The sequence below is a fragment of the Paenibacillus sp. USHLN196 genome, from assembly GCF_037144955.1.
Classification (GTDB): Bacteria; Bacillota; Bacilli; order Paenibacillales; family Paenibacillaceae; genus Paenibacillus; species Paenibacillus xylanexedens_C.
The window spans coordinates 64,397-89,216 of record NZ_JBBCYH010000011.1 but is presented as its reverse complement, the minus strand read 5'-3'; the positions used below and the strand labels follow the sequence as shown (position 1 = coordinate 89,216).

General features: G+C 46.4%; 23 protein-coding genes and 1 riboswitch. Of the genes, 7 read left to right on the top strand and 16 right to left on the bottom strand.

Features of this window, described 5'->3' with window-relative positions; genetic code table 11:
* Nucleotides 1–20 precede the first annotated feature (20 nt).
* Together WFI24_RS23965 and WFI24_RS23960 are read right to left on the bottom strand one after the other, a co-directional pair.
* Nucleotides 21–902 carry a carbohydrate ABC transporter permease gene (locus tag WFI24_RS23965; protein ID WP_336764605.1) on the bottom strand — a complete coding sequence of 294 codons (882 nt, stop codon included), beginning with the start codon at nt 900–902 and terminating at the stop codon, nt 21–23.
* A gap of 13 nt (nt 903–915) precedes the next feature.
* Nucleotides 916–1,875 carry an ABC transporter permease gene (locus tag WFI24_RS23960; protein WP_336764706.1) on the bottom strand — a complete coding sequence of 320 codons (960 nt, stop codon included), beginning with the start codon at nt 1,873–1,875 and terminating at the stop codon, nt 916–918.
* 297 nt (nt 1,876–2,172) lie between these two features.
* On the opposite strand from WFI24_RS23960, the gene WFI24_RS23955 reads away from it, so the two are divergent.
* The gene (locus tag WFI24_RS23955) at nt 2,173–4,470 is read left to right on the top strand and encodes a helix-turn-helix domain-containing protein (protein WP_336764604.1); all 2,298 of its coding nucleotides are present in this window, start codon (nt 2,173–2,175) and stop codon (nt 4,468–4,470) included.
* 134 nt (nt 4,471–4,604) lie between these two features.
* On the opposite strand, the gene WFI24_RS23950 is transcribed toward WFI24_RS23955, so the two are convergent.
* A complete protein-coding gene (locus WFI24_RS23950) occupies nt 4,605–4,961 on the bottom strand; it encodes a HesB/IscA family protein (protein WP_076333177.1) in 357 nt (118 codons plus the stop codon).
* 445 nt (nt 4,962–5,406) lie between these two features.
* On the opposite strand from WFI24_RS23950, the gene mqnE reads away from it, so the two are divergent.
* Nucleotides 5,407–6,513 (top strand): aminofutalosine synthase MqnE, encoded by a 1,107-nt coding sequence (gene mqnE / locus WFI24_RS23945; protein ID WP_145325090.1) that lies wholly within the window; start codon nt 5,407–5,409, stop codon nt 6,511–6,513.
* A gap of 235 nt (nt 6,514–6,748) precedes the next feature.
* Nucleotides 6,749–7,810 carry an NAD(P)/FAD-dependent oxidoreductase gene (locus WFI24_RS23940; RefSeq protein ID WP_336764603.1) on the top strand — a complete coding sequence of 354 codons (1,062 nt, stop codon included), beginning with the start codon at nt 6,749–6,751 and terminating at the stop codon, nt 7,808–7,810.
* Here the strand turns inward: WFI24_RS23940 and WFI24_RS23935 are convergent.
* Nucleotides 7,807–8,061, bottom strand: coding sequence for a YuzB family protein (locus WFI24_RS23935; RefSeq protein ID WP_336764602.1), 255 nt, complete (start codon nt 8,059–8,061; stop codon nt 7,807–7,809). The two genes, WFI24_RS23940 and WFI24_RS23935, sit on opposite strands and share 4 nt — an antisense overlap.
* 80 nt (nt 8,062–8,141) lie before the next feature.
* Between WFI24_RS23935 and WFI24_RS23930 the strand changes: the two genes are divergently transcribed.
* Nucleotides 8,142–8,387, top strand: coding sequence for a NifU family protein (locus tag WFI24_RS23930; RefSeq protein ID WP_053783253.1), 246 nt, complete (start codon nt 8,142–8,144; stop codon nt 8,385–8,387).
* Between the two features lie 136 nt (nt 8,388–8,523).
* On the opposite strand, the gene WFI24_RS23925 is transcribed toward WFI24_RS23930, so the two are convergent.
* Entirely contained in the window at nt 8,524–9,303 is a 780-nt protein-coding gene (locus WFI24_RS23925) for an SDR family oxidoreductase (RefSeq protein WP_336764601.1), read from the bottom strand.
* 174 nt (nt 9,304–9,477) lie between these two features.
* On the opposite strand from WFI24_RS23925, the gene WFI24_RS23920 reads away from it, so the two are divergent.
* Nucleotides 9,478–10,476, top strand: a complete 999-nt coding sequence (locus tag WFI24_RS23920; protein ID WP_336764600.1) for a DUF2167 domain-containing protein — start codon at nt 9,478–9,480, stop codon at nt 10,474–10,476.
* Between the two features lie 117 nt (nt 10,477–10,593).
* Here WFI24_RS23920 and WFI24_RS23915 read toward each other — a convergent pair whose 3' ends face one another.
* The 6 genes from WFI24_RS23915 to WFI24_RS23890 form a co-directional block, all read right to left on the bottom strand.
* Entirely contained in the window at nt 10,594–11,433 is an 840-nt protein-coding gene (locus WFI24_RS23915) for a MetQ/NlpA family ABC transporter substrate-binding protein (protein ID WP_145325085.1), read from the bottom strand.
* A gap of 75 nt (nt 11,434–11,508) precedes the next feature.
* The gene (locus WFI24_RS23910; protein WP_336764599.1) at nt 11,509–12,168 is read right to left on the bottom strand and encodes a methionine ABC transporter permease; all 660 of its coding nucleotides are present in this window, start codon (nt 12,166–12,168) and stop codon (nt 11,509–11,511) included.
* Nucleotide 12,169: 1 nt separating this feature from the next.
* Nucleotides 12,170–13,204 carry a methionine ABC transporter ATP-binding protein gene (locus WFI24_RS23905; protein WP_336764598.1) on the bottom strand — a complete coding sequence of 345 codons (1,035 nt, stop codon included), beginning with the start codon at nt 13,202–13,204 and terminating at the stop codon, nt 12,170–12,172.
* 126 nt (nt 13,205–13,330) lie between these two features.
* Nucleotides 13,331–13,465, bottom strand: a riboswitch (SAM riboswitch).
* Nucleotides 13,466–13,597: 132 nt separating this feature from the next.
* Nucleotides 13,598–14,314, bottom strand: coding sequence for a Cthe_2314 family HEPN domain-containing protein (locus WFI24_RS23900; RefSeq protein WP_336764597.1), 717 nt, complete (start codon nt 14,312–14,314; stop codon nt 13,598–13,600).
* A gap of 205 nt (nt 14,315–14,519) precedes the next feature.
* Nucleotides 14,520–15,458, bottom strand: a complete 939-nt coding sequence (locus tag WFI24_RS23895) for a COX15/CtaA family protein (protein WP_336764596.1) — start codon at nt 15,456–15,458, stop codon at nt 14,520–14,522.
* A gap of 299 nt (nt 15,459–15,757) precedes the next feature.
* A complete protein-coding gene (locus WFI24_RS23890; RefSeq protein WP_145325080.1) occupies nt 15,758–16,102 on the bottom strand; it encodes a thioredoxin family protein in 345 nt (114 codons plus the stop codon).
* Between the two features lie 142 nt (nt 16,103–16,244).
* Here WFI24_RS23890 and WFI24_RS23885 point away from each other — a divergent pair, with 142 nt between their 5' ends.
* On the top strand, nt 16,245–17,531 hold the full coding sequence (locus WFI24_RS23885) for a DUF2515 family protein (protein WP_336764595.1): 1,287 nt from the start codon (nt 16,245–16,247) through the stop codon (nt 17,529–17,531).
* 103 nt (nt 17,532–17,634) lie between these two features.
* Here the strand turns inward: WFI24_RS23885 and WFI24_RS23880 are convergent, their stop codons facing one another.
* From WFI24_RS23880 to WFI24_RS23870, 3 genes are all read right to left on the bottom strand, one after another.
* Nucleotides 17,635–19,263 carry a putative polysaccharide biosynthesis protein gene (locus WFI24_RS23880; RefSeq protein WP_336764594.1) on the bottom strand — a complete coding sequence of 543 codons (1,629 nt, stop codon included), beginning with the start codon at nt 19,261–19,263 and terminating at the stop codon, nt 17,635–17,637.
* 61 nt (nt 19,264–19,324) lie between these two features.
* Nucleotides 19,325–19,765 carry a DUF456 domain-containing protein gene (locus WFI24_RS23875; RefSeq protein ID WP_336764705.1) on the bottom strand — a complete coding sequence of 147 codons (441 nt, stop codon included), beginning with the start codon at nt 19,763–19,765 and terminating at the stop codon, nt 19,325–19,327.
* Nucleotides 19,766–19,819: 54 nt separating this feature from the next.
* Entirely contained in the window at nt 19,820–20,569 is a 750-nt protein-coding gene (locus WFI24_RS23870; protein ID WP_076211034.1) for a Cof-type HAD-IIB family hydrolase, read from the bottom strand.
* A gap of 997 nt (nt 20,570–21,566) precedes the next feature.
* Here WFI24_RS23870 and WFI24_RS23865 point away from each other — a divergent pair.
* A complete protein-coding gene (locus WFI24_RS23865; protein ID WP_336764593.1) occupies nt 21,567–22,700 on the top strand; it encodes an SMP-30/gluconolactonase/LRE family protein in 1,134 nt (377 codons plus the stop codon).
* Nucleotides 22,701–22,987: 287 nt separating this feature from the next.
* Here WFI24_RS23865 and WFI24_RS23860 read toward each other — a convergent pair whose 3' ends face one another.
* Nucleotides 22,988–23,860 carry a metal ABC transporter permease gene (locus WFI24_RS23860; protein ID WP_047841304.1) on the bottom strand — a complete coding sequence of 291 codons (873 nt, stop codon included), beginning with the start codon at nt 23,858–23,860 and terminating at the stop codon, nt 22,988–22,990.
* Nucleotides 23,860–24,819: a metal ABC transporter permease gene (locus WFI24_RS23855; protein WP_336764592.1), complete on the bottom strand. Its 960-nt coding sequence runs from the start codon at nt 24,817–24,819 to the stop codon at nt 23,860–23,862. Before WFI24_RS23855 ends, WFI24_RS23860 begins: the two co-directional genes overlap by 1 nt.
* Between the last annotated feature and the right edge of the window lies 1 nt (nt 24,820).

Here is a 24,820-nt window from a genome sequence, read left to right as displayed (position 1 = left end):
ATAATCAAATGGATTATGGTTTACCCTTTTACTGCGCCAATCATGACGCCTTTAATGAAGTATTTCTGCAAAAACGGATACAGGATCAACATAGGAAGGTTAGTAATAATTACAGCAGCATATTTGATGGCTTCAGCATCCATCATGCTTCGACCCAGGGAATCGTCACTGATATCGACCATTTCCTGCATCTGACCCTGAACTAATATTTCGCGTAAAAACAATTGCAGCGGATACTTGTCCCGGTCTGACAAATAGATTAGGGCGTTAAAATAACTGTTCCAGTGCCCCACTGCGTAAAATAGAACCATGACGGCCAATACCGGCCCGGAAAGAGGCAGAACAATCCGCATCAGTACCTTTATGTTTGAACAACCATCCATAAAAGCCGCTTCCTGAATTTCCTTCGGTATGGAGTTCTGAAAAAACGTCTTCATGATCAGCATATTCCATACGGATAACGCCGACGGAATAATCATGACCCAAAAGGTGTCCAGCATACCCAGGTCCTTGATGAGCAAGTAGGTCGGAATCATGCCTCCACCGAAAAACATGGTGAATACAATCAAAACCGTAAAAACAGTTCTTCCGCTAAAATCGGCTCTGGATAACGGATATGCTGCCGCAATGGTCATCACCAGGTTGAGCAATGTGCCGGCCACCGTGTATAACAAGGTGTTCCCATATCCTTTCATCAGCTCGCTATTCGCAAACAGACGTTCATAACCAACCAGCGAGAGTTCCTGGGGCCACAGCCAGACCTCACCGCGCATGACGTTTTCGGGATTACTAATCGATGCAATACCCACAAAGAATACGGGATACAACACCACTAGAGAGACTACCGCAAGAGCTGCATAGATTATCCATTCGACTGCCTGGTCACCACGACTTTGTGCCATCTCCTCACCTTCCTTACCATAAACTGCTGGAGCTGACTTTGCGGGCGAGCCGGTTGACGGTCAGCAGTAATATAAAATTGATAACCGAGTTGAACAGGCCGACAGCTGCGGAATAGCTGTACTGTGCCCCAAGAATTCCGCTACGATATACATTGGTTGCGATCACATCCGATGCTTCCATGTTCAACGCGTTTTGCATGAGGAATACTTTCTCAAATCCCACGCCCATAATGGACCCCACATTAAGAATTAAAAGCACAACCATGGTCGGGGCAATCCCCGGGATGTTCACATGCCAGATTCGTTGAAGTCTGGTCGCACCATCCACCTTGGCTGCATCATGTAGCTGTGGATCGACTCCGGCAAGAGCCGCCAAATAGATGATCGAGCTCCAGCCCATTGTCTGCCAGACACCTGACCATACAAAGATACTCTTGAACCAACTCGGTTCTGTCATGAACGAGATGGCTTCTCCACCCAAAGCCGTAATTGCCAAATTAATCAATCCACTGACAGAAGACAAAAACATCATGATCATACCCACCATAACGACGGTAGATAAAAAATGAGGCATGTAGGTCACCGTCTGCACAAATCTTCTGAATTTCCCAGACCTGACTTCGTGGATCATCAATGCCAGAAGAATAGGAATAGGGAAACCCACCATTAATTCATACAAACCAATACCCATCGTGTTTTTAATAACTCTCCAAAAGTAAAAGCTGTCAAAAAACCGTTCAAAATGCTTAAATCCCACCCACGGGCTTCCGGTTATGCCTTTATTGGCAATAAAGTCCTTGAAGGCAATCTGCATGCCATACATGGGTACATAATGAAACACAATGAAGTAGATGAGGACAGGCGAAAATAACAGATACAGATCCCAATTTCTACGAAATGAGCGTAATCGGGATTTCTTCGCTCTGCTTCCATTCCCCCGAATTCCGTATGCCTGCTCCTTGACGGATGTCATCTGTTCCAAAATCAGCAATTCCCCCTTCTGCCTGCCTATTTGCAATTGGCTCAGCTGCAAGTTGAATGTTACAGCTTACTACCTGCAATGGGTATACACCGTTTTTGAGATCTTGTCCGATCCTTATGAAATTTACATCATTCGTGATCTTTCCTGAAAAAACAGCCATTTTCGCAAAAAAGGTATAGCCCGTTTTTACACCACGTTCATACTCTGCTTTCTGCGGCTTAATAGTTCACGCGTAGAATGGGCCAAATAACTTGTTCTCTGTAGAAGAATAAAATGAGGGGTTGGCCTATGAATTGGATGTTGAACAAAAAACGAACCCTGTTTTTTAAATTATTTGTCAGCTTTTTGGCGATCATTTCATTGTTCTGCCTATTCTATATTCTGATTTATTATGTATTCAAAACGAGTCTGCAGGAGGAAATTGTCCAAAACAGTCACAATGAAACGAAGAATACGGCGGAACGATTCTCCAATCATATGGAACAAATTCAGATCATGCTGTTCCAAATGTATAACAATCAGAATCTGGTCGCATTCAACCGGCAATTGCAAAGAGTGGGATTGGAACAGGCAGACTATCTGAAGGCCAAAAATGTGATGATGGACATTCGGGGATATGTGTACAATTCTTTGTTTTTGCTGGAAGATGTGATCGTGCATTTTCCAAAAGAGCACTTTGCGTTTGGCAAATCAGGCAGCGGCAGTTCGGATTACATGTTCAACACATCGTATCAAAGCGATACCTATCCATTGGTACATTGGGAGACACTCGCGGATCAGCCTCACACTTTCCTGATCTCGCCTTCAACCTCCTTTCATATGAACGCAGGGTCTCCCGAGAGCAGGCGGCTTCTGCCATACACGTTCAAGAAACCTGGAACGGCTTACCAGATCATTGCAATGGTGGATATCGAGAAAGCAGTGGAGTCCTTTTTCGGCACCACAGCTGGACATACCTTGACTATTACGGATGATCATAGCAATATCCTTTACCACTCGGGCTCAACAGCAGAGGAAGAAGCAACACCTGTTTTTCAGAATGGAGCAACTGCACTCAAAGAGAATGGAAGATATTATTTCAAGACAGAGGCTGCGGATGGGCTCACCTATATTACCTCTTTGGCAGATACTCGCATTGCAGATCAATTACAGCGATTGACCGGTTATATGGTTCTTATCTTTGTATTCTCACTTCTGGCAGCAACGCTGGTATCCCTTTATTTAAGCCGCCGCCTGCATACACCGGTCAAGCATATGTTATCCTCCCTGCTGGACCGTACATCACGTTATGAAGCCGGTGATGTCAGAGCAAGAGATAGTCGTATCTGGGAATATGATCTGATTCAGAGCAGGATCGAGGATTTGAAGCAAGAAAAGGATACGATTGTGGACAAGCTTAACCGTCAGAACGCAATTCTAACCAATTACTCCTATATGAATCAACTGAAGAATATTAATACAGACCTGAGTGAGTGGAATGATTTCCTGGCGGATGGAGGAAGTTATCAGATTGTGTATTACGACATCCGTTTTCGGATATCGGAAGTTGGAAGTATGCCCCTTGACCGGGAGCGGGCAGTACGTCACTTGCTGGATTATATTCATTTGCAAACCAAAGAGATGTTTCATGCCAATCATACATTCCAAATGGAGAAAAACGAGATCGTCTCCATATTAAAAGGAGCTTCGACCGTCCAGCTTCAAGCTCTGCTGGAGCAACTTAAAGCAAGTCTGGATGAAGAAAGCCACTATTACGTCGTGACCATCTGTACCCTTCCGGCAATGAATCAACCGACCAAATTCAGTGAAACCTACCAGCAATTACGAGGTCTTGCCTCCGAAGCCCGCCTGCTAGAGGAAACGCAGTTGATCAGTGAGGTCCGTCCCCTGCCCGATCTGGATCAACCTCTGTTAAAACGGGGGCGTGAGTTCGATCAGGCACTCCATTCGCTGGAAGAAGACACCTGCATGGAATGGATACGTCTGGCGTTCGCCCAATTCGTCAAAAAAGAGGCAAGTGTGCTTCAGTTTAGGCAATTGGCTCTCGCCATAACCAATCATATCATTGAAGTTATGGATCAGCATTTGTCATACAAAAGAACGGATACATCTCTGCACGAATGGAAAAGTATGCTTCTGGACTGCCATTCGCAGGAAGACTATGAGATTGTTTTTAAGCATATCATTAACTCATCCATTGCCATCATGCAGGATAGCGGACACCCAGTAGTGGAAGAACCCACCATCGCCGTGTTCTACGAGATTATCAACTCTCATTACATGGAGGATATCTCACTCGAGTATCTGTCCGAGAAACTGAATCTGTCGACGACATATCTCTCCGTGTATATCAAAGATAAAACCGGCATCAATTTTAGCGAGCATCTGCAAAAAATCCGCATGCGCAAAGCATGTGAACTGCTGGCTACGACGAACTGGACGATTAACGAAATTAGTGTACGCGTGGGATACCAGAACATTACTTCCTTCAATCGAATATTCAAGAAGACAACCGGCATCTCGCCTGGAACTTTTCGAAAACAACATCTTATGGACATTCACCACCAACAGAAACATGTGGACTGAAATGATAACGCCAAGTAACAGAAATTAGTAACACCTTGAATGTCCGAGACCATCTGACTTTGAAGCACATAAAAAGCGCAGCTTCAACGGTTTTACCCGCCGAAACTGCGCCTTATTTACTTATTTCTATAATCTTAACAATCTTTATCCGGAACGCCCGCTTCTTCCTTCGTACGGAAGGATGATCCGCAACCGCAGGTCGCTACCGCGTTCGGGTTATGAATCGTGAACCCACCCGTCATGCCGGACTCTTCAAAATCAATTTCAAGACCATTCAGATATTTCAGGTTTTCTTTTTCGACTACAACCTTCATGTTCTGAATATCCATATACAGGTCCTCATCGGACTCTTTATCGTCAAAGCCCATGGCGTACGAAAATCCGGTACAACCGCCCGGTGCTACGCCAAGACGCAGGAACATACCAGGTGTCTCTTGCTGTGCAAGCATCTCTTTCAATCTGTCAGCAGCCGTTTCGCTGATGTTAATCATGCCAGGTCACTCTCCTTTTCATTAACTCTTCTTTAAATTATACTCCACCCCGTCAAGGGTCTCAAGTCATGTTTGCCTCTTTCCGCGTTCCCCCTCGACTCCTTTTTCTTCCCAGTGTATTGAACCCCCGGGATACGAGGTTTATAATGAATAGGTGGTCGCACTGAAATGTCGGTATTTTGTCATGACTTATTCAGACGATGGTCATAATTGGAGTTGTAATTTTTTTCACATTTCGAGACTGCAACGCAGTCCCCAATGCATATATGAGTCAATCGGCTCCATTTTTTGAAAAAATTTAGCTTTCATATGCAGCACACGCTGCACCGGGTAAATAAGAGTTAGTCCTTATAAGAAAGCGGCAGATGACCGCATCTTTGCTATGTAGTTCTGTATGCAGATCCTACATACAACTCCAATCCGGTTAAGAACAGGAGGAAACAATATGTCTACATTGGTAACACCGTTCACAGACAAAAGAATGGCTGAAATCGTTGAGAAAGTACAGAACGGCGTAAGGCTGAGTGTAGAAGACGGCGTATATCTGTATGAAACAGATGATCTGCTGACTTTGGGCCAGCTGGCCAATGAGGCCAACCTGCGGAAGAATGGAAAGAAAGTATATTTCATCGAGAACATGAGTCTTTATTTTACAAACGTATGTGAAGCTCACTGCGCTTTTTGTAATTTCCGCAAAGACCAGGGGGAAGATGGCTCTTACACGTTATCCGGTCAGGAGATGATCGATTATGTGGAACAGCATATTCATCCAGGTGTACGTGAGTTCCATATCGTAGGCGGACATAACAACCATGTTCCTTTTCAGTATTATGTCGATTCCCTGCGTGCTTTAAACGAGAAATATCCGAATGTTACGCTGAAAGCCTACACGGCAGCCGAGATTGACTTCTTTACTCGCATCAGTGGACTCAGTATTAAGGAAGTACTGCAGGAGCTGCAAAAAGCAGGTCTGCAATCCCTGACTGGCGGCGGTGCTGAGATTCTGTCGGATGAATATCGCAAAAAAATGCGTGTAGACAAAGCGAACGTGGATCGTTATCTTGAGGTGCACCGTACAGCTCATAACCTGGGCATGCGCACTCATACAACGATGCTGTATGGATCGATCGAATCCTATGAGGACCGCGTTAACCATATGGCGCAGATTCGTGAATTGCAAGATGAGACGAATGGATTCATGGTCTTCATCCCGCTTTCCATGCAGCCAAAAAGTAAAAACGCGAGCATTATGCGTCGTAACTCGGCGTATGAGGATCTCAAAACAATTGCAATCAGCCGTTTGATGCTGGATAACATTGATCATATCAAAGCCTACTTCATCAACATCGGTCCACAGCTGACTCAAGTTGCGCTTGGATTTGGTGCTTCGGATGCACACGGCACGATTGTTCGCGAACGGATTAGTCATGCAGCAGGTGCATTAACACCTGAAGGACTCACCCGCAAAGAGCTCATATGGCTCATTAAAGGTGCAGGACGCATTCCGGTAGAACGTGATACGTTCTACAATGAAATTCAAGTGTACGAATAGTATATAAACGACATCTAAAACCAATATTGCACTCGCATCACTCCAGAACGCTACTTTCATGATAGGGAGACGTTTGAATCCGAGTGGTGCAAACTGCTGAATGATATCTCCAATTTTCAATGTTTACTTTTCAATTATTCAAATCCCAACAAAAGGAGCAGCTATGTCATTGCATAGCTGCTCCACAGGTTACAGCCCCATTTCAGTGGGACTGATGCAGAAAGGAAGCCGAGTCATGAAAAATTTCGTCATTCTTGGAGGCGGCTATGGCGGCCTCACCATCATCAAGGAACTTCTGGAAGGTAAAATCCCAGCCGATACACAGATTGTGTTGGTGGACCGCAGCCCCTTTCAGGGATTAAAGACAGAATATTACGCACTCGCAGCAGGAACCGTATCCGATTATGACCTGCGTATCCAATTTCCCGTGAGCGATAAAGTTACTTACCGTTATGGAGAAGTTACTTCGATTGACCTGGAACAGCGTCAGATTGAATTTGAAGGCCAAGACCCGCTCGTTTACGATAAGCTTGTCATTGGACTTGGTTGTACGGACCGTTTCCACAACACCCCAGGTGCCGAAGATTATAGCTGTACCATTCAGAGCTTCAGTAAAACACGCGAGACCTACCTTCGTCTTAATGAGATCAAAGCCTATGGCAATGTGCACATCGTTGGCGGCGGATTAAGTGGTGTAGAGATGGCAGCCGAACTTCGTGAGAGCAGACCGGATCTGAACATTAGCATCCTGGATCGTGGTGAACGTGTATTATCCGCCTTTCCACAACGTCTGTCCGTGTATGTGCATGAATGGTTCAACGAACATCAGGTAGAGACACGCGGGCATATCGCCATTTCACGCGTTGAACCGAACGCCATCTATAACCGGGATGAAGAGATCCTAACCGATGCTGTCGTGTGGACTGCAGGCATTCAGCCCGTAAAAGTGGTACAGGATCTGGACGTAACCAAAGACCCTCAAGGTCGTGTCGTCCTGAATGAATACTACCAAATTCCGGAATATACCGATGTATATGTTGTTGGTGACTGTGCGAGTGTCCCTTATGCACCTAGCGGTCAAGCTGCGGAAGTGCAGGGTGAGCAGATCGCCCATATTCAGCATGCCCTCTGGAAAGGCGAAAAGCCCAATCCACATCCACTCAAGCTTCGTGGCACACTCGGTGCACTTGGCAAGAAGTCTGGGTTTGGGCTGATGGGTAAAACGTCTATGATGGGACGTGTACCTCGTATTTTGAAAAGTGGTGTGCTCTGGATGTCCAAGCGCCATCTCGGTTAGTCGAGATCGAGCTCGTCCCAGGCATCGGCTTCGGCAATTTTGGCCAAAATGGCGTTATATAGATCTTCCACTTTGTCTGTGATGACAACTTCGCCATTCACCAGTGCAAATGGAGTCATAGAACATTGGCCGCAGTTGGTGAGGCAGCCGTATTCAATCACGTCATAGTCTGGATTTTCTTCCAGTTGATCCATGACTTCATCTGTGCCAAAATGCATATTATTGGCACAAAATTCAATAATCGGTCTCATATAGGTTCACCTGCTTTGTTTGACCATTTTAATTTATGGCCATTTGTAATATAATATAGTAAGGAAAGGAGTTGAAAAAAATGAGCGAAAACGCACAAAGCACCATGTACGATGAGGTATCTGATGTGCTTGACAAACTTCGTCCGTTCCTGCAACGCGATGGCGGTGACGTGGAACTGGTCGACGTGGAGGACGGCATCATTAAGCTGAAACTGGTCGGTGCCTGCGGCAGTTGCCCAAGCTCCACTATTACCTTAAAAGCCGGGATTGAACGCGCCCTTCTCGAAGAAGTTGAGGGTGTACAAGAAGTCGTACAAGTATTCTAATCAATCCTTCACGAAATAAACCTCAAGAGCCTTTCGCTTCGCATGAAGCGGAGGGCTCTTTTTTGTGTACATATGCCTAGAGAGTTCATTTTACTGTCACCTTGACCAGTTTCGATGTACATTCTTCCTACTCACCTTAAGCATCCTCGCGCTGTATGGTCGGACGAATCGGATCAAGTCCTCCAGATACATCCATAATGTTGCCTGTTATAAAATCAGAATGATCCAGACACAGATACGTAATGACTCGTGCAATATCTTCACCACTGCCAGGACGCCCTCTTGGCGTCTCTACGTCGGTTATGCCTGCCATCTCATCAATCGTTTTCTCTTTGTTCGCCCCACGAATGTCACCTGGACATACCATGTTAACCGTAATTCCATACGGGGCTTCTTCAACCGCAAGTGTCTTCGTAAAAGATACCAGACCTACCTTGGCAGCCGCATAGACTGCACGATGAGGCCAGGATCTCGCTTCTCCAGCATGACTGAAGCCAAAATGGATGATGCGTCCCCACTGCTTGCGTCTCATCTCCGGCAACACACGTTGATCCAGTAACATGGGTCCCAACAGGTTACCCTGTACAAGCATCTGAACCTCATCTTCCGAATAGTCTGCAAATAATCGACGTTCACGAACAAATGGACCCGCGTTATTCACCAGAATATCAATGGTGCCCAGATTGCCTTCCACTTGTTCCACCAATGAAGCAATATCTTCCACCTTGGATATATCCGCCTGGATGGCAATGCACCGCACACCCTTGGCTGTAATCTGAGCCTTTAAAGCCTCAGCTTCTGTTCTGCTGTGTACATAGTTAAGGGCAATATGACACCCCTGATCTGCCAGACTGAGGGCCGTCATTTTACCAAGACCTTTGGCACTTCCCGTTATGAGGGCAATCTTACCCTTCACGTTCATCCCCCTCTTCAAAGAGCAGTCACTTATCCAGTATAAAAGATTTATCCTCCCCCTACAACTCGCATCTCCCTTAGGAAGTATCCACCTGAAATGACAAATATATCTTGATCGAAATCAAACACCTATGGTACTGTCGATGATATAACTTGAAAGGATCTCTACATGAACATGAAAAACAGAAGATCGATATTATTTCTCACACTAGTCGTGGTCATTTTATTAGCATTCTCTAATGCCTTACAGGTTTCCGCGGAAAGTGAGACTGACCAAGCGCCTGATGAGTATGATTGGATTACTGGACCAGCATCCGTCTCTCTGGACGGTAAGGCCACCCTGGAAGTCCCTGATAGCCATTCCTATCTGGATAAGGCCAATACCCAACGCTCGATACTTAACAGTGATGGAAAGCCTAATGGGAATGAGATTGGAAGCCTAACCAGCAATAGCGAATTCGGCTCGTGGTATGTTGTGTTCGAATACGTGAAGACAGGTCATATTCATGATGACGATCAAAATCTGAGTGCTGAAGAACTGTTAAGCAGTTATATCCGTGGCACAGAAGAAGACAACAGAGAGCTCGAACCTGAATATAGAACGTACATAACGGGGTGGGAAATCGAACCGGCATACGACAAGACCAAGCATCAGTTGGTCTACTCCCTTGGTTTTAAAAATGCTAATCAGCAAGCCATGGTCAATTACAATGTAAAACTCCTGACACGTGAAGGGTACATCACAGCCATTCTGGTTACAGATACGGCCAACTTTCAACAGAGCCGTCAGGCATTCGAGGAAACGGTCCTTAATCAACTTAGCATCAATGCCGGATATACGTACGAGGAGTACAATGCTTCGACTGACAAAACATCCACCATAGGGCTTAACAGCCTTCTGATGGGCGGGATTGGGTACACGGCTTCCCAAAAATTCAGTGCTCTTCTTTTGCTCCAAAAAGGGTGGGCCTTGATCCTCGTTGTCGTTCTTGGTCTGATTGGGTGGATCAGATACAAAATCAAAAGCTCAAATGGAGATGAAGAAAAACTCTCTCCCACCGAGAGGAGGTACCTGCAAGAAGCGGATGAACAGCAATATGCTGATCAAAATGAATTATCCTACTACCGCCAATCTGCACATCCACCTAATGTTGATAAATTTGATAAACGATAACTCTGTTGATTTCCACGTCAGCACAGACCAGGAAATACAAAAAAGCCGTATGTCTCTTCTAGAGAGACATACGGCTTTTGCTCACAAGCTTCATATCATTTCATACATTCCGTAATATTATTCAGTTGCAGGTTCAACTGCACCTTTGTAACGTTCTTTGATAAATGTTTTAACTTCTTCGGAGTGCAGTGCAGCAGCCAGTTTCTTAATTGCATCTGCATCTTTATTATCCTCACGGGAAACGAGGATGTTAGCATATGGGTTACCTTGCAGATCTTCAATCAGCAAAGCATCTTTTTCAGGGTTAAGATTGGCTTCCAATGCATAGTTTGCGTTGATGAAAACCAGATCCGCTTCATCCAATTGACGAGGCATCATGGCTGCATCCAGCTCGATGATATCCAAGTTTTTTGGATTTGCTGTGATATCCTGAATCGTCGATGTAATATTTGTGTTGTCTTTCAGGGTAATAACGCCTTCCTTCGCAAGCAACAACAGTGCACGTCCACCATTGGATGGGTCATTCGGAATTGCTACTTTTGCGCCATCTGCCAATTCATCCAAAGACTTAATCTTTTTGGAGTATCCACCAAAAGGTTCAACATGAACAGGAGTTACAGCAACGAGGTTGAAACCACGTTCTTTATTCTCTGTGTCCAGGTAAGGTTGGTGCTGGAAGAAGTTTGCATCCAATTTTTCGTCAGCCAATTGCTGGTTGGGTTGTACATAGTCATTGAATGTAACGACTTGCAAACGAATACCTTGTGCTTCCAGTTCAGGCTTGATGCTTTCCAAAATCTCTGCGTGCGGTGTAGGTGAAGCTCCCACTTTCAATTCTACTGTACGCGGAGCTCCTCCTTCATTGTCTGCGCCGCTGTCGGCGTCCTTGTTGTTTCCGCACGCGGCAAGAACCGCAATCAGCATAAGACTAAGTAGAGCAAAAGACCATTTTTTCATGTGTAAAACCCCTTCTCTAATCATTTTTTTCATGTGGCATCCGCAAAAATGCATATCCATCATGTTATCTATGTGTTATTTCCTGGTGAAAAATGTAACCAAGCGATCTCCAGCCATCTGAAGAATCTGAACTAAGATGACCATAAATACAACGGAAATGATCATAATTTCATTTTGATAACGGAAGTAACCATAGTTGATTGCCAGCGTTCCCAGACCTCCACCGCCAACCATACCCGCCATCGCCGTATACGATACAAGCGTAACGATAGTGATGGTTATCCCAGCAAGAAGACCAGGTAGTGCCTCAGGCAATAGCACCCGTCTTACAATCTGTCCGGTCGATGCACCCATCGCCTGTGCTGCTTCAATGACACCACGATCTACTTCACGCAGTGTTGTTTCCACCAAGCGGGCGAAATAAGGAGCGGCTGCAATGACAAGTGGCGGTATAACGCCGAGAACTCCTGTGGCTGTACCAACCAGCGAACGAGTGAATGGAATAAGAGCGACAATCAGTATGATAAACGGAACTGATCGCAAAATGTTCACAATCAACGACAGAATAGAATAGACCACGCGTGATTGTGTTGATGCGGATCTTGCTGTCATGAATAGCAATACCCCGAGTGGCAAACCAATAATTATAGTGAATAAGCCTGATGCACCCAGAATTTGCAGTGTCTCTATGGAAGCTTTACCGATCTCTTCCCAACGTACTGTTGAAAAATCCATGTTAACGTAGCACCTCCACATCAAGTCCCTCTGCGGATAATTCTGATATTGTCCGGTCAATCGCATTGGTATCGCCTTCGAACCGAACGGTCAGCTGCCCATAAGGAACCTGTTTGATCGTAGAGATCGTACCTTGCAGGATGGCAAAATCCACACCGGTTTTACGTACCGTTCTGGATAAAATCGCTTCATACGTTTTGTTACCCAGAAAGGATATCTTCACAAGTTTGGAAGCAGCACCTGCCTGTAATTCCAAGCCTGCATTCGCCAAAGCAGTCTCTTCAAGGGCAAGTCCAACTTCATGATCACGCATCATAAAGTCCCGTGTAATGGCATGCTGCGGCTTCAGGAATACTTCGGTTACAGGTCCCTGTTCCACTATGCCACCTTGATGAATGACAGCTACCTTGTCACAAATATTCTGAATGACGTGCATCTCATGTGTAATCAGCACAATCGTGAGATTGTACTTTTCGTTAATGTCGAGCAATAACTTCAGAATCGAATTCGTCGTCTGCGGATCAAGCGCCGAGGTGGCCTCATCACATAGGAGTACATTCGGATCACTGGCGAGTGCTCTTGCAATCCCTACACGCTGTTTCTGTCCACCCGATAATTGAGCCGGATATTTGCTGCTATGGTGCTCCAGACCAACCAGGGCGAGCATTTCCTTCACTTTGCGATCAATGGCTTCCTTGGGTGTATTCACAAGCTTTAACGGAAAAGCTACATTGTCATACACCGTTGCCGAGGATAACAGATTAAAGTGTTGAAAAATCATACCGATCTTGCGTCTCTGTTGCTGCAATTCGGTTTTGTTCAGTTCAGTCAGGTTAATCCCGTCTACCCATACTTCACCCTCCGTAGGGCGCTCCAACAAATTAATGCAACGGATCAGTGTACTTTTACCCGCTCCAGAATGGCCGATCACTCCGTAGATTTCACCCTTTTGGATGCTCAAATTCAGCTCGGATAGTGCCGTTGTAGATTTTGCCCCTTTGCCGTACGTTTTCGTTAAACCTTTTAATTCAATCAATCGCACTTGCCCCTTTCCAACCACCTACATGTATCTTTACCCGATCTAAAGGAAAACTCCCCTATACATACAAAAAAAGAGCCCTTTGCAGATACAAAGAGGGCTCTTTACGTGAAAGAATATACCTTCTCATCTGCCAAAATCGTGTCTTGCACCATTTTGTAGGAATTAGCACCTAACATCTATAACGAATGACACATGTCGTTACAAATCGGTTGCCGGGCTTCATCGGGCCTGTCCCTCCGCCGCTCTCGATAAGAAATATGTTGTTGTAGGATTCTATAAGTTCATGTAGTTTATGCTTATAATGTGAACGTAACTTTTGAAATATCAGTATCTTTGTCACTGTAACATTCTAATTGAAACTCAGTATATTCCAAGTATTCCGATTTGTCAAAGGGAATTATTTCTTTGCCATATTTTATTGATATAACTATAAGAAGCTGTTAACGTTTCACAGACCATATCCACGCCCTGACGCATTTCCTGCACATGCTGATTCAGATCCTCCAATTTCACTTTACCTTGCAGGGTCTGATGTAACTGCCACAGGTCATCATGCATTTCGGAGTTCATGTAGTGAATCTCCATATTACGTCGTTTGCGCAGCTTGCTCATCGGTTCACGATAAGAGTCCTTGATCTGTATTAATTGCAACGCAAGATCATGATGCTCCCTCGCATAGTCGAACTGCCTTAACACGGTAAAATAAGAAAAATGCGCTTTTGTATTTGAGGTATTCAGCTGGAATATCTCATTCAATACGGTGCCGACTTTATCCAGAATGGCAAAGCAGCGAATGAAGCCATCTTTGTAGAAATACACATACCGAGCATACTCGGCTTTTTCAGTCGGTGTCATATCATCCGTAGAACCTGCAACGACCTTTTGCCGAAAATGAGCAGCGGCGAAGCAGCTTTGCTCCAGTTCATCCAGGGAAGAGATAAGTCCCTGTGTCCACACATACAGTTTACGATAGTCGTGAGTAGGATCATGATCCACGTGCATCTGTCGCTGAAATAGCTCAAGCGTATGCGCCATTGAGTCCATCGCTTCCTTCAATTTGCCTTCATTTATACGCGGCTTTTCTCCGAGCAACGTTCGCAGCATATATAACCTCCTCTTCCACTCTGCTGATCCATAAAGATTCATCACTTTAATACATAATGCTAATTCATTCCGGAGTAAACGTATAAACGCTGCTTGCCATAGGTTGCCCTGATCCCCCTGACATCAAACAAAGTCCACCTGTCCAATGATGTACATCACTGGAAGGTGGACTTTCAATATTGAGCCCAAAGACCAAGAAATGGATCTAGAAACGATTAACCGGGCGGTGCAGCTTGTACACCAGGAAACTCATATACGTTAAGATCCCGAACAGTATGGCGATATCCAGCATATGTGCAAGAGCTACGAACATGTATACTTCCGGACGGCTCATCGTCACCATCATGAAAATACCGATGACCACTTGCATCAAAATCAGAAAAACAGATACAACGCCAAGGGTACGCATTTCCTTGTTATCCGGATGATTACGATACGCGAAGTGACCCAGAATTGCGATTACAATTACAAGAGACGCAGCTGCCGCACGGTGAGCAAAAGCAACGGCTACCCCGCCTGAAAGCTCAGGAATAATCTGCCCGTTACAGAGCGGGAATCCGGAACAACCACCAGCAGAATCCGTGTGACTCACAAATGCGCCTGTGTATACCACGAGATACGTGTAGATCGTCGAGAACCAGACCAGATTTCTGAATTTTTTACTGACCCGAGGGTATTTATTCAGACGCTCCAATCCACCATCTTTTGCCTCCTGCCTTATGCCCAATGCCATCATTAGCGAACTGGCAAAGGCAATCAGCGCAAAGCCGAAATGAAGTGCCATAACTGCTGAAGATTGGGAGAAAACGACGGCAAAAGCCCCCATGATTCCCTGGACTATAACAAATACCAGGGTTAAGAAAGAAAACAATTGCAGGTCACGGCGTGACTTGCCGAACTGCAGAAAAGCAACAAACGAGGCAATGGACAACAATCCAGCCAGTGCGCTTACAGCGCGGTGGGAATATTCAATAAGTGAAGCCACAGTATGTGCGGGAACGAGTTTTCCGTTACATAAAGGCCATTCCGTTCCGCAGCCAAGGCCCGATTCCGTTTTGGTTACGATGCCTCCACCAAAAGTGGCCAGAAACATGACAAGACAGGTTAATACGGTTAACCATTTAAACAAAGTTAAGTGCTTCAATTTTTTCTCACCTGCTGTTGGTTTAAGATGGCGAAGATATTCTCCGCTTGTTTCGGTACTTTGACACTTATTTCACAACTAAATTCATTATACCGGATAAAATGTTCATTGACGTCGTGCTTTGTGACAAAATGTTAACGTCTGGTGAAATAATGACCCGTAGGTCATCGAAAGATATATACAGAAACGTTTCATATGTAGAACGTGTCGAACACACAAACGCCATTTCCCTATTTCAAGAGAAATGGCGTTCTTTTTAGTCTACCCTTTTACAACATGAACCTGTCATACTTTTATAATCATTTGTGGATCGTGTTGTACACCTCAACTGCGCGATCCAGGAACTGCTCAATCTCTTCTCTCGACTTGCGCAGCTTGTTCACGTACCGAACCAGTTCCCGGCCATCCGTGTACGCCACAAAGCTCGGAATGCCAAGAATATTCTGCTCTTCACTAACGGTTCCAACCTGATCCACGTCGACCTCAACCAAAGTCAGTTCACGTGCATATTTCTCTTCAACTTCAGGCATAAACGGATCGATGTATTTGCAGTCACCACACCAGTCTGCCTTGAATACGGCAATCGTCAAACGTGGGGATTGGATGGCTACATCAAAAGCCGGTTTGGAAGTAATCTGTTCCATTCGGTTCATCTCCCTTTCTGTACCTTGTCTTACCCTAAGTGAAGCAAATTGGCGAGTGGAAGTCAAATAATCAGCACATACTTAGAATAAACCACATGGTCTGTGAAAATAAACTCAGAACATCATGAAAGGATGTCACATCATGACTTCCACCAGAACCGATTCTACCAGCGAACAGCATCACGGGTCCCTCCTGCAGATTGTTCGTTCCATTCCGGGTGCTGCCCTGGAAATCTGGCGTGGCAAACAGGCGGCATGGCAAGCTTCAGCACAGCTTCGTCACCCATTGCGTGAGATCGAGTGGGATACAGATACCGCAGCCGCCTTACAGTCTGAGGTGGAGCGTTTGTTACCTGCCAGCGGCAAGTCTTTTGCACGCACTGATCAGGTCCAAAGTGCACTCGTATGCGAAGAAGATTGCATCATTCTGGAAGAGATTAAGACACTGACCCAAGAGCATAATCGGAGTAACATCACGCGCACGGCTGCCTATCTGGAATGTTATGAGCAATGTCCCGAATTGCATTGGGCTCTATTAGCTCATATGGTCTCCCGCAACGGCGGATATCACATGACCGATCTACAGAGTGACTTGATGTATAATCTACAGGATCCAAACGATCGTGAGCATATGTATCGACTGTTAGAACGGTGCAATGCACTCATTTTCCAGGATGCATATCCCCAGCTTCTGCTGTATATGAACAGTCGCCGGATCGGACGAAGCTGTTTCCATCTGTTATCTCACTTTCACGTATCGGCTTTCATGACGCCGTTTTGGGAACGCTTTTGGCTGGAACGGTGCAGTTCACTGCTAAGTGTGGCATTAATTATTAATGAGCAAAACTATATCGAGAGCCGGGTGGTGCAGCATCCTTATTTTCAAAAAGAAGTACTTTCCAAACCCGCATTCCATCTGCATAATCTGGCCGGTCTGAACCATATCGTCTTCCCTCTCGGACGGGAAGCAGGGCTCGCAGGGCGAGTCATTGAACATTTTGGCAAGCTGGATGAGCGAATTATGTTTGGCAAAGGCCTATATGCCCTGTTGTTTGGCGTGGAGCAAGTCCACACACAAGTGTTGGAATTCGCTCGTGCAGTTCCCCATCATGGCTCGCGAGCCGAGTATTGGCCCGGTCTGTTTACCCATCACGAAAACAAGGCGGGTGATCGTACATTTTACGCACAGGCGCTACTGGATGAAGAATGGCTTCCAGAAGGGCAACGATTGTATAGTCCGGAACTGCTCTCTGTATGGGGGGACACGCCTTATGAACCAATAACCCGACAGGACTGGCTTCAGACTCGGGATTGTCTCGGTTATCTGACGATACCGCGCCGTCCATGGCTATTTGAGATGAGTCACGAACATCGGTATGGCATGCTGAAAACAGCACTGGCTCATGATGCCAAAGCGGCCATTCACTAATGCTGGCGACCGTTAAATATACAAAAAGCCCTGTCCGCTTCAACAGCAGACAGAGCTTGTATCGTATCTAACCGAATGATGCGGCCAGATGTTTCGTGCAGGATTATCCTCTTTGCACGCCTCCACGTTGGAGACGCATGAGTGGACGGAGAATTTTTTGCAGGATACGGGGGTAACCGCCCAGCTCGTCCTTGCGCAATACACGGAGCACGACCATGAGAACCAGATACACCACCACAACAAGCACACCGACCACAAGGCAGGTAAGTAAGAAGGATACGCGTGCTGGCAGGAAGAGCCCAAAGATCATATTGCCAATCCAGTTCGCTGCAAATCCTACACCTGCTGCAAGCACCACTGTAATGATAAACCCTCTCCAGCGGTCTCCCATAATGGAGAAATCAACGATTTTGCGAAGGACCCGCAGATTCAGGTATGTGATAACCAGGAAACAAAGGGCCGTTGCAATAATGATGCCGTAAATGCCAAAGAACGGCGCCAGAATCAGACTTGCGATCAATTTGATCACAACACCTGCTGCGACACTGATCATCGTAATCCGCGGTTTCCCTACCCCGAGTAAAATGGAGTTGGTGGTCATCATTGTAATCTGGAAAATGGTGCCGAATGTCAGTAAGGCAATGATTGGCGTTCCATCCAGATTGGTAAACAGCAATCCATTAACCGAATACGCTGCCGCACAAAGTGCAATAACAATCGGCATACCTGTCAGAATCGAAATGCGCAATGCAAGTGTAACCTGATTCTTCAGATGGGCTTCATCCTTGCGGGCAAATGCTGCCGAAATGACAGGCACCAACGATTGACTCAAAGCGATAGCCAGAATTGGCGGAATACCCGCAATACTTTGGGCTTTGGCACCGAGGATCGCAAGAACGCCTGTCGCCTCTTCAAGTCCGATCTGGCCACTAAGCAGTGGAACCACAAGGGATGAATCGATAAAGTTAATGGCTGGAACTGCAAGCGAGGACAGCACAATTGGAATAGACAATTTGAAGATATCACTGTAAATGCCTCGCATCGGCAGTTGCACTGCACGCTCGTAATTCAATTGCGCAGCACGGTCGCTACGACGCAGCTTCAAGGTAAAGTACAGCATGACACCGAAGGCACCAACACTTCCCAATACTCCACCAAATGAGGCACCTGCGGCAATTGTCTGATCATCATAATTCCATTGCAGCATGACATATGCCACGATAATGGCTGTACCTACACGGGCGAACTGTTCCACAATCTGTGAAATACCGCCTGCTGTCATGTTGCCGCGTCCCTGGAAATATCCACGCATCATTGCAATGGCTGGGAAGAGCAGCAAGGCTGGGGCCAAGGCACGAATGGCGCTGACCGATTCCGGTACTTTGGAGACATACGTAGCATAATAAGGCGCCGCGAACCACAATAAAGCAGACATGACTACCCCGGCGACAGCCGCAAAGATCAGGGCTGCACGGTAGATCTGTTGAGCTTCGCCCGCGCGTCCGAGTGCGTAGCGTTCCGACACCATTTTGCTAAGTGTGCTCGGTATGCCTGCCGTTGCTACAGTTAACAGCATTAAATATACCGTATTGGAGATGGTAAACGATGCGTTACCGATATCCCCGAGGATATGCTCCAGCGGCACCCGTTGAACCAATCCGAGAACCCTCGCGATCAGTGCAGCTGCCGCCAGAATGAGCGTACCCTTAATGAATGTTTCTTTCTTAGACAAACCAATTCCCCTTCTTTCCTCCACACCGGACGTGCATCCCGTTGAAACTAATCCCTCATGTTTACGCGAATCTTACCACCCAGATAATAAAGAGAACTATCATGACGATCTGCAAAATAATTTTCATTACGGTGCTCGTAAACAGCCCCACCACAGAACCAAACCCAACTTTGGATGCTTTGGAAGGTGAAGACCCTCCGATCAGTTCCCCGATAAAAGCACCGATAAATGGTCCCAGCACCAGTCCGAATGCCGGAATGACAAATGGGCCAATGATAACACCAATAGTACTGAGCGTGGTCGAAAGTTTGGAGCCACCGAACTTCTTCACACCCCATGCACTGACAACATAATCAGCCACGAACAGCACAACAACAATCAGAATCTGGATGATCCAGAACCACACACCGAACGGATCAAAGCTGAAGAACCAGCCGTAGATCAGAAACGCGAAGAAAATCGCTACAGCACCAGGCAGTATGGGATATACCGTTCCAGCCATCCCCACTGCAAACAGCAGTACAATTAAAATCCAGGCAATGGTTGCGAGCAAAAGTTACTCCCCCTTCAAAATATGTTCACGGATCACTTCGACGATGCCGTCTTCATTATTACTCGCTACGATCAGATCAGCCGCTTCCTTCACCTGCTCTTGCGCATTGCCCATCGCTACACCCAGACCTACGGCTTCAATGACAGCCAGATCATTCAGACTGTCTCCGACAGCAACGACTTCGGACATCTCGATACCCAGCAGTTTGCAAACCTCAGCTACACCACTGGCTTTGGATATTCCAGCAGGGTTGATCTCGATATTAACAGGTGAAGAATTCGTCATCTGCAGACCACCCATTTGTTGCAGTTCCATCATAATCTGGTGACGAGCTTCGTCCACTTCGGTATTGAAACCGAATTTTAGCCATTCCAGACCTTCAATATTGTCCGTCCAGCGATCACGGTTGAACAGCTCTTCCACCGAGTATGCCCAGTACCAGCTGTTATATTTCTCACCAATTTCCTGCATTTTGCGAATTAATGCCGGGTCCATCAGATGACGCATATGCAGATCATGCGGAGCTTTCCAGACCTCACTCCCGTTAACGGTAACCATTGGTGTCTCCAGTCCAAGTTGAACCGCATAAGGCATCGCGTGGAATACGGCTCTTCCCGTGGAAAGGCACACATGTACACCCCGACGAATGGCAATTTGAATCCACTTGGCGGTCTCCTGTGTAATTTCATGATTATCGTTAAGTAATGTTCCATCCATATCCAATGCTAGCAATTTGTATTTCAATTCACTCATACAGTAGTTCCTCCTAGGTTGTCTCTCTCCAAATTGAACTCATGGATATCCATTCAGGTACTAAGCGGACCCTCTCCGTTCCACAATGGTTCTCCAGTTCAACTCAAAGGTTCTCTTTATCTAATTTTAAACATTCTCTCATGACAAGGTCGCCCGGCATCCGCAAAACGGACGCTCCGGACGTCACAGCTAACGACATTTTACCACAGATCGTCGACCTGCAACAAAATAACCCGCTCAGGATTAAACTTCGAAGTTGTTACATTTTATGTAATGTATAATTTCCTAAATAAAAAACGATCCACCTCCTACAGGATGAACCGCTTTTAGCTTAACCTTTGTCACTCTGCCTGTTTTCCCAGCCTAACCCGAAGTCAAGATTAAATCCAATTATCCCCTGTCCGCTCCTCTGTTTGGCTAGGATACTGCAAACAAGGATTGGGACATCAAATTCATGGTTTGTTTGTATACGATATGGGTTGCCTTTACATCACCAAGGAACCCGCCCATATGCAGGTGAATTACACCGTGCAGCGATGCCCATATAGTGCTGACAAGAGTCCAGGTCTCTTCCTGGTCCGAAATCTGCCTTGCTTCTGGGCAGTGCTATAACCATTTGCAGAAAAGTTACAAAGAAGCCATTATGATAAAAAAAGAATTTGACACAACCGTTTCATTTTGGTTACTATGATTCTTACAGGAAACAGTGTTACCAAAATGGTCTTATGCTCATTTTTTTTAAAATTTGTATTATTTTTTTTTGGAGTTTTAGGTAACATTGTTTCTTAAATAAAACAACGTATCATTAATTGATGCCCTTTGAGTGGAAGAATCGTAACCGTGGCGTGCAATTTCTCTTTCTGTGCCAGGCTCGACGGAGATGGGTTTCTCAACGTGAATGGTACAGGGGAGGATGCTCTGTCGGCGCGAAGGACACGCCGGAACGTGAAGTGGCAGTTATAAAAGGGCAACAGAAACACTATTAGGAGGATTTAATATGTCAACAGAACAAAAACAACGCAAACGATCCACTGGTCAACAAATTCGTAGATGGAGCCTGACCCTGCTAGGGGTAATTGTGCTGGGAATCGTTGTATTCCTGCTGATGCCCGCCCCGGTAGAACCCGCTGTTTGGTCTGCACCTGCTGCTCCTTCTTTTGAGAAGGAAGGTCCTTGGAAAGAGAACAACAAACTTAGCTCCGCTGAATTGGTTACAGACCGCGCGGAGTTCCCGGAATTTATCACTTTTGATAAAGAAGGGCGACTGTATGCGGGTGACTCCGATGGCAAAATCTACAGAGTGACCTTTGACGCCGAGGACAAGGCACAGCCAGCAGAGGTATTCGCCGATACCCACGGAACACCTAACGGCCTGAAATTTGATGCTGCCGAAAATTTGATTGTGGCGGATATTCAGAAAGGGCTCCTGTCCATTGACCCGAACGGAAACATCGAAGTACTAACCACTGAAGTAGATGGGGGGCCGATCTACCTGGCGAACGAACTGGACATCGCGCAAGACGGATCGATTTATTTCTCCGATACCTCTAACTATGGCAAAGTCATGTTCAAAGAAATTGCCGAGAATAAACCGCATGGACGTTTGTTGAAATATGATCCACTGACCAAGCAGACGACCGTTCTGCTTGAGGATTTATATTTTGCCAATGGGGTCGTACTGTCTGCCGAAGAAGACTTCGTGCTTGTCGCAGAATCGTATCATTATCAGTTGACCCGGTACTGGTTGAAGGGCCCCAAACAAGGCACCTCTGATATTTTTGCGGAAAATCTGGCTGGGTTTCCGGACAATATCACCCGTGACGCGCAGGGACACTTCTGGGTAGGGGTATTCACAACCCGTCTGTCTTTTGCCGATTACATGCATAGTCACCCTTGGTTAGCAGCGACGATGTCCAAAGTTCCACAGTCCTTGTTAAATGGAGCCAGTGCCCCGGTGAAACACGGACTTGTTGCAGAATATGGACCAGAAGGAGAGCTTATTAATAGTTGGCATGATCCGGAAGGAACATTGTATGGCATCACCACGGCCGTAAGCCAAGGGAAATATTTGTATCTCGGAACCGCACCGGGAGGAAGCCAAGGGGTTCATCGGGTGCTTTTGAAACCGTAAAGATTGTTATATTCATCTACCTCATTGCCACCTTTAGGCATCCTAATAGCAGCTCACTCTGACAGGAGGAGCTGCTATTAGCATTGGGGAATCCAATCTGGATACATACATAGGGACAGTAGAACGTCCAGAACGGAATTTTTTTATAGATACATTAGTTAACCTTTATATGAGTATCAGTCTGTGCACCAAAAGCTCGTTTATTTACAGGTTTAATAGCTGTTTCTTAGTTCACAGTCCAATCAAAAAAACCGCCTGCTAAGCAGGCGGCTAACAATCTCTATGAATTAACGTGCCGCAAATTTGCGACGAGCATAACGAAATACAATGCCATGTTTCGGGGACAGCAGCAGTGCGAGAACAAACAAAATTCCAGCAACAGCCACCATGCAGCCCGCGATGGAAGCATCCAGGGCGTAAGCCATGATGTAACCTCCAACCGAGGAAGCTGCTCCGATCAGGACAGCATACAGAATCATTTTTCCGAGACGATCTGTAAGCAGGTAAGCCGTCGCCGCAGGTACAATTAGCATACCCACAACGAGGATCGACCCAACACTTTCAAATGAAGCTACGGACGTCATGGAAACGAGCCCCATGAGCAAATAGTGGAACAGCACTACTGGAATGCCGCAAGCTGCAGCTAGCGCCGGATCGAAGGCACACAGCTTGAACTGTTTGTAGAACAGTCCAATGACAACGAGGATGACCAGCAAAGTGATGCCTAGCATCCAGACCGCCCTCGGCCCGACATCCGTTCCCCCAAGGGTTAGCGTATCCCACTGCACATAAGCGATCTCACCGAACAAGACACAGTCTAGATCCAGGTCAATATGCTGGGCGTTTAGACTAATGAGAATGACACCTACTGCAAAGAGTGCTGTGAACACAATTCCGATGGAAGCATCAGACGATAGACCACCCGCCTGCAAACTCTGTATGAAGAATACCGTCAGTAGACCAAACACGGTGGCACCGAGCAGCATCCATAACGAATCTCTGGAACCGCTCCACAGGAAAGCAATCGCAATACCAGGGAGAACCGCATGGCTGATCGCATCACCGACCAGAGCCATTCGCCGCAGGATCAGAAAACAGCCGAGGATGGCACAGGCAGAAGAAACCAGTACGGCCGTCAAGATAATCCAAAACGTTGCCATTACATCTCCCCCCGTTCCTGCTGATTTCGCTGTGCAGCGAGAGTCTGAAGTGTAGCTCGCTCTTCACGCATATATGCGGACTTCGCCTGAATACTGCGCAACCGTCGAGCTAACAGTCCACGACGTGGAGCCAGCAATGCTGATCCGGCAAACAATACCGTGGCCGCAAGAACCGTTACAGGTCCTGTCGGCAGATTAGGTACGAGTGTGCTGAAGATGGTTCCTGTGGCTCCGCTCAATGCACCAAATATACCTGCGAGCAACACCATGAGTGCGAGTGAGTCGGTCCAGCAACGTGCCGCTGCTGCCGGAGTTACCAGCAAGGCCGCAACAAGCACGACACCAACGGCCTGAATCCCGGCAACCACAGCGATCACCGTCAAGAGCAAAATGAGCTGCTCCAACATGGCAACTGGCAGTCCCATTCCTCTTGCAAAGCCCGGGTCAAAACTCACCAGTTTGAATTCCTTGAACCAGGCAAGACAGGCAATCAGTAATACGAGACATACGCCACCCATGACATACACATCCGTCATGACCATGGAGGCCGCCTGCCCAAACAAATATTTATCAAGTCCGCTTTGGCTTCCGCTCGCCCCATGCTGGATGCGCGTCAGCATCACTACGCCAACCCCGAAAAATACGGTTAACACGATTCCCATTGCCGCATCCTGCTTGATCCGTGAGTAGCGTGTAATCCACGAGATTCCGAAGGTTGCGACAATACCAGCCACCAGAGCACCGAACAGGAATAAGCCTACGGACTTCGTTTCCGTCAACATAAATGCAATACAGATCCCGGGCAGAGCAGCATGAGCGAGGGTGTCCCCCATCAGGCTCTGCTTGCGAAGAAAGGTGAAGGAGCCAATAATTCCGCTACTGAATCCCAGCAACAGACAGCCAAGCAATATCCAACGTGTATTGGGGTCGGACAAGATGGCAATGATCCAGTTCCACATG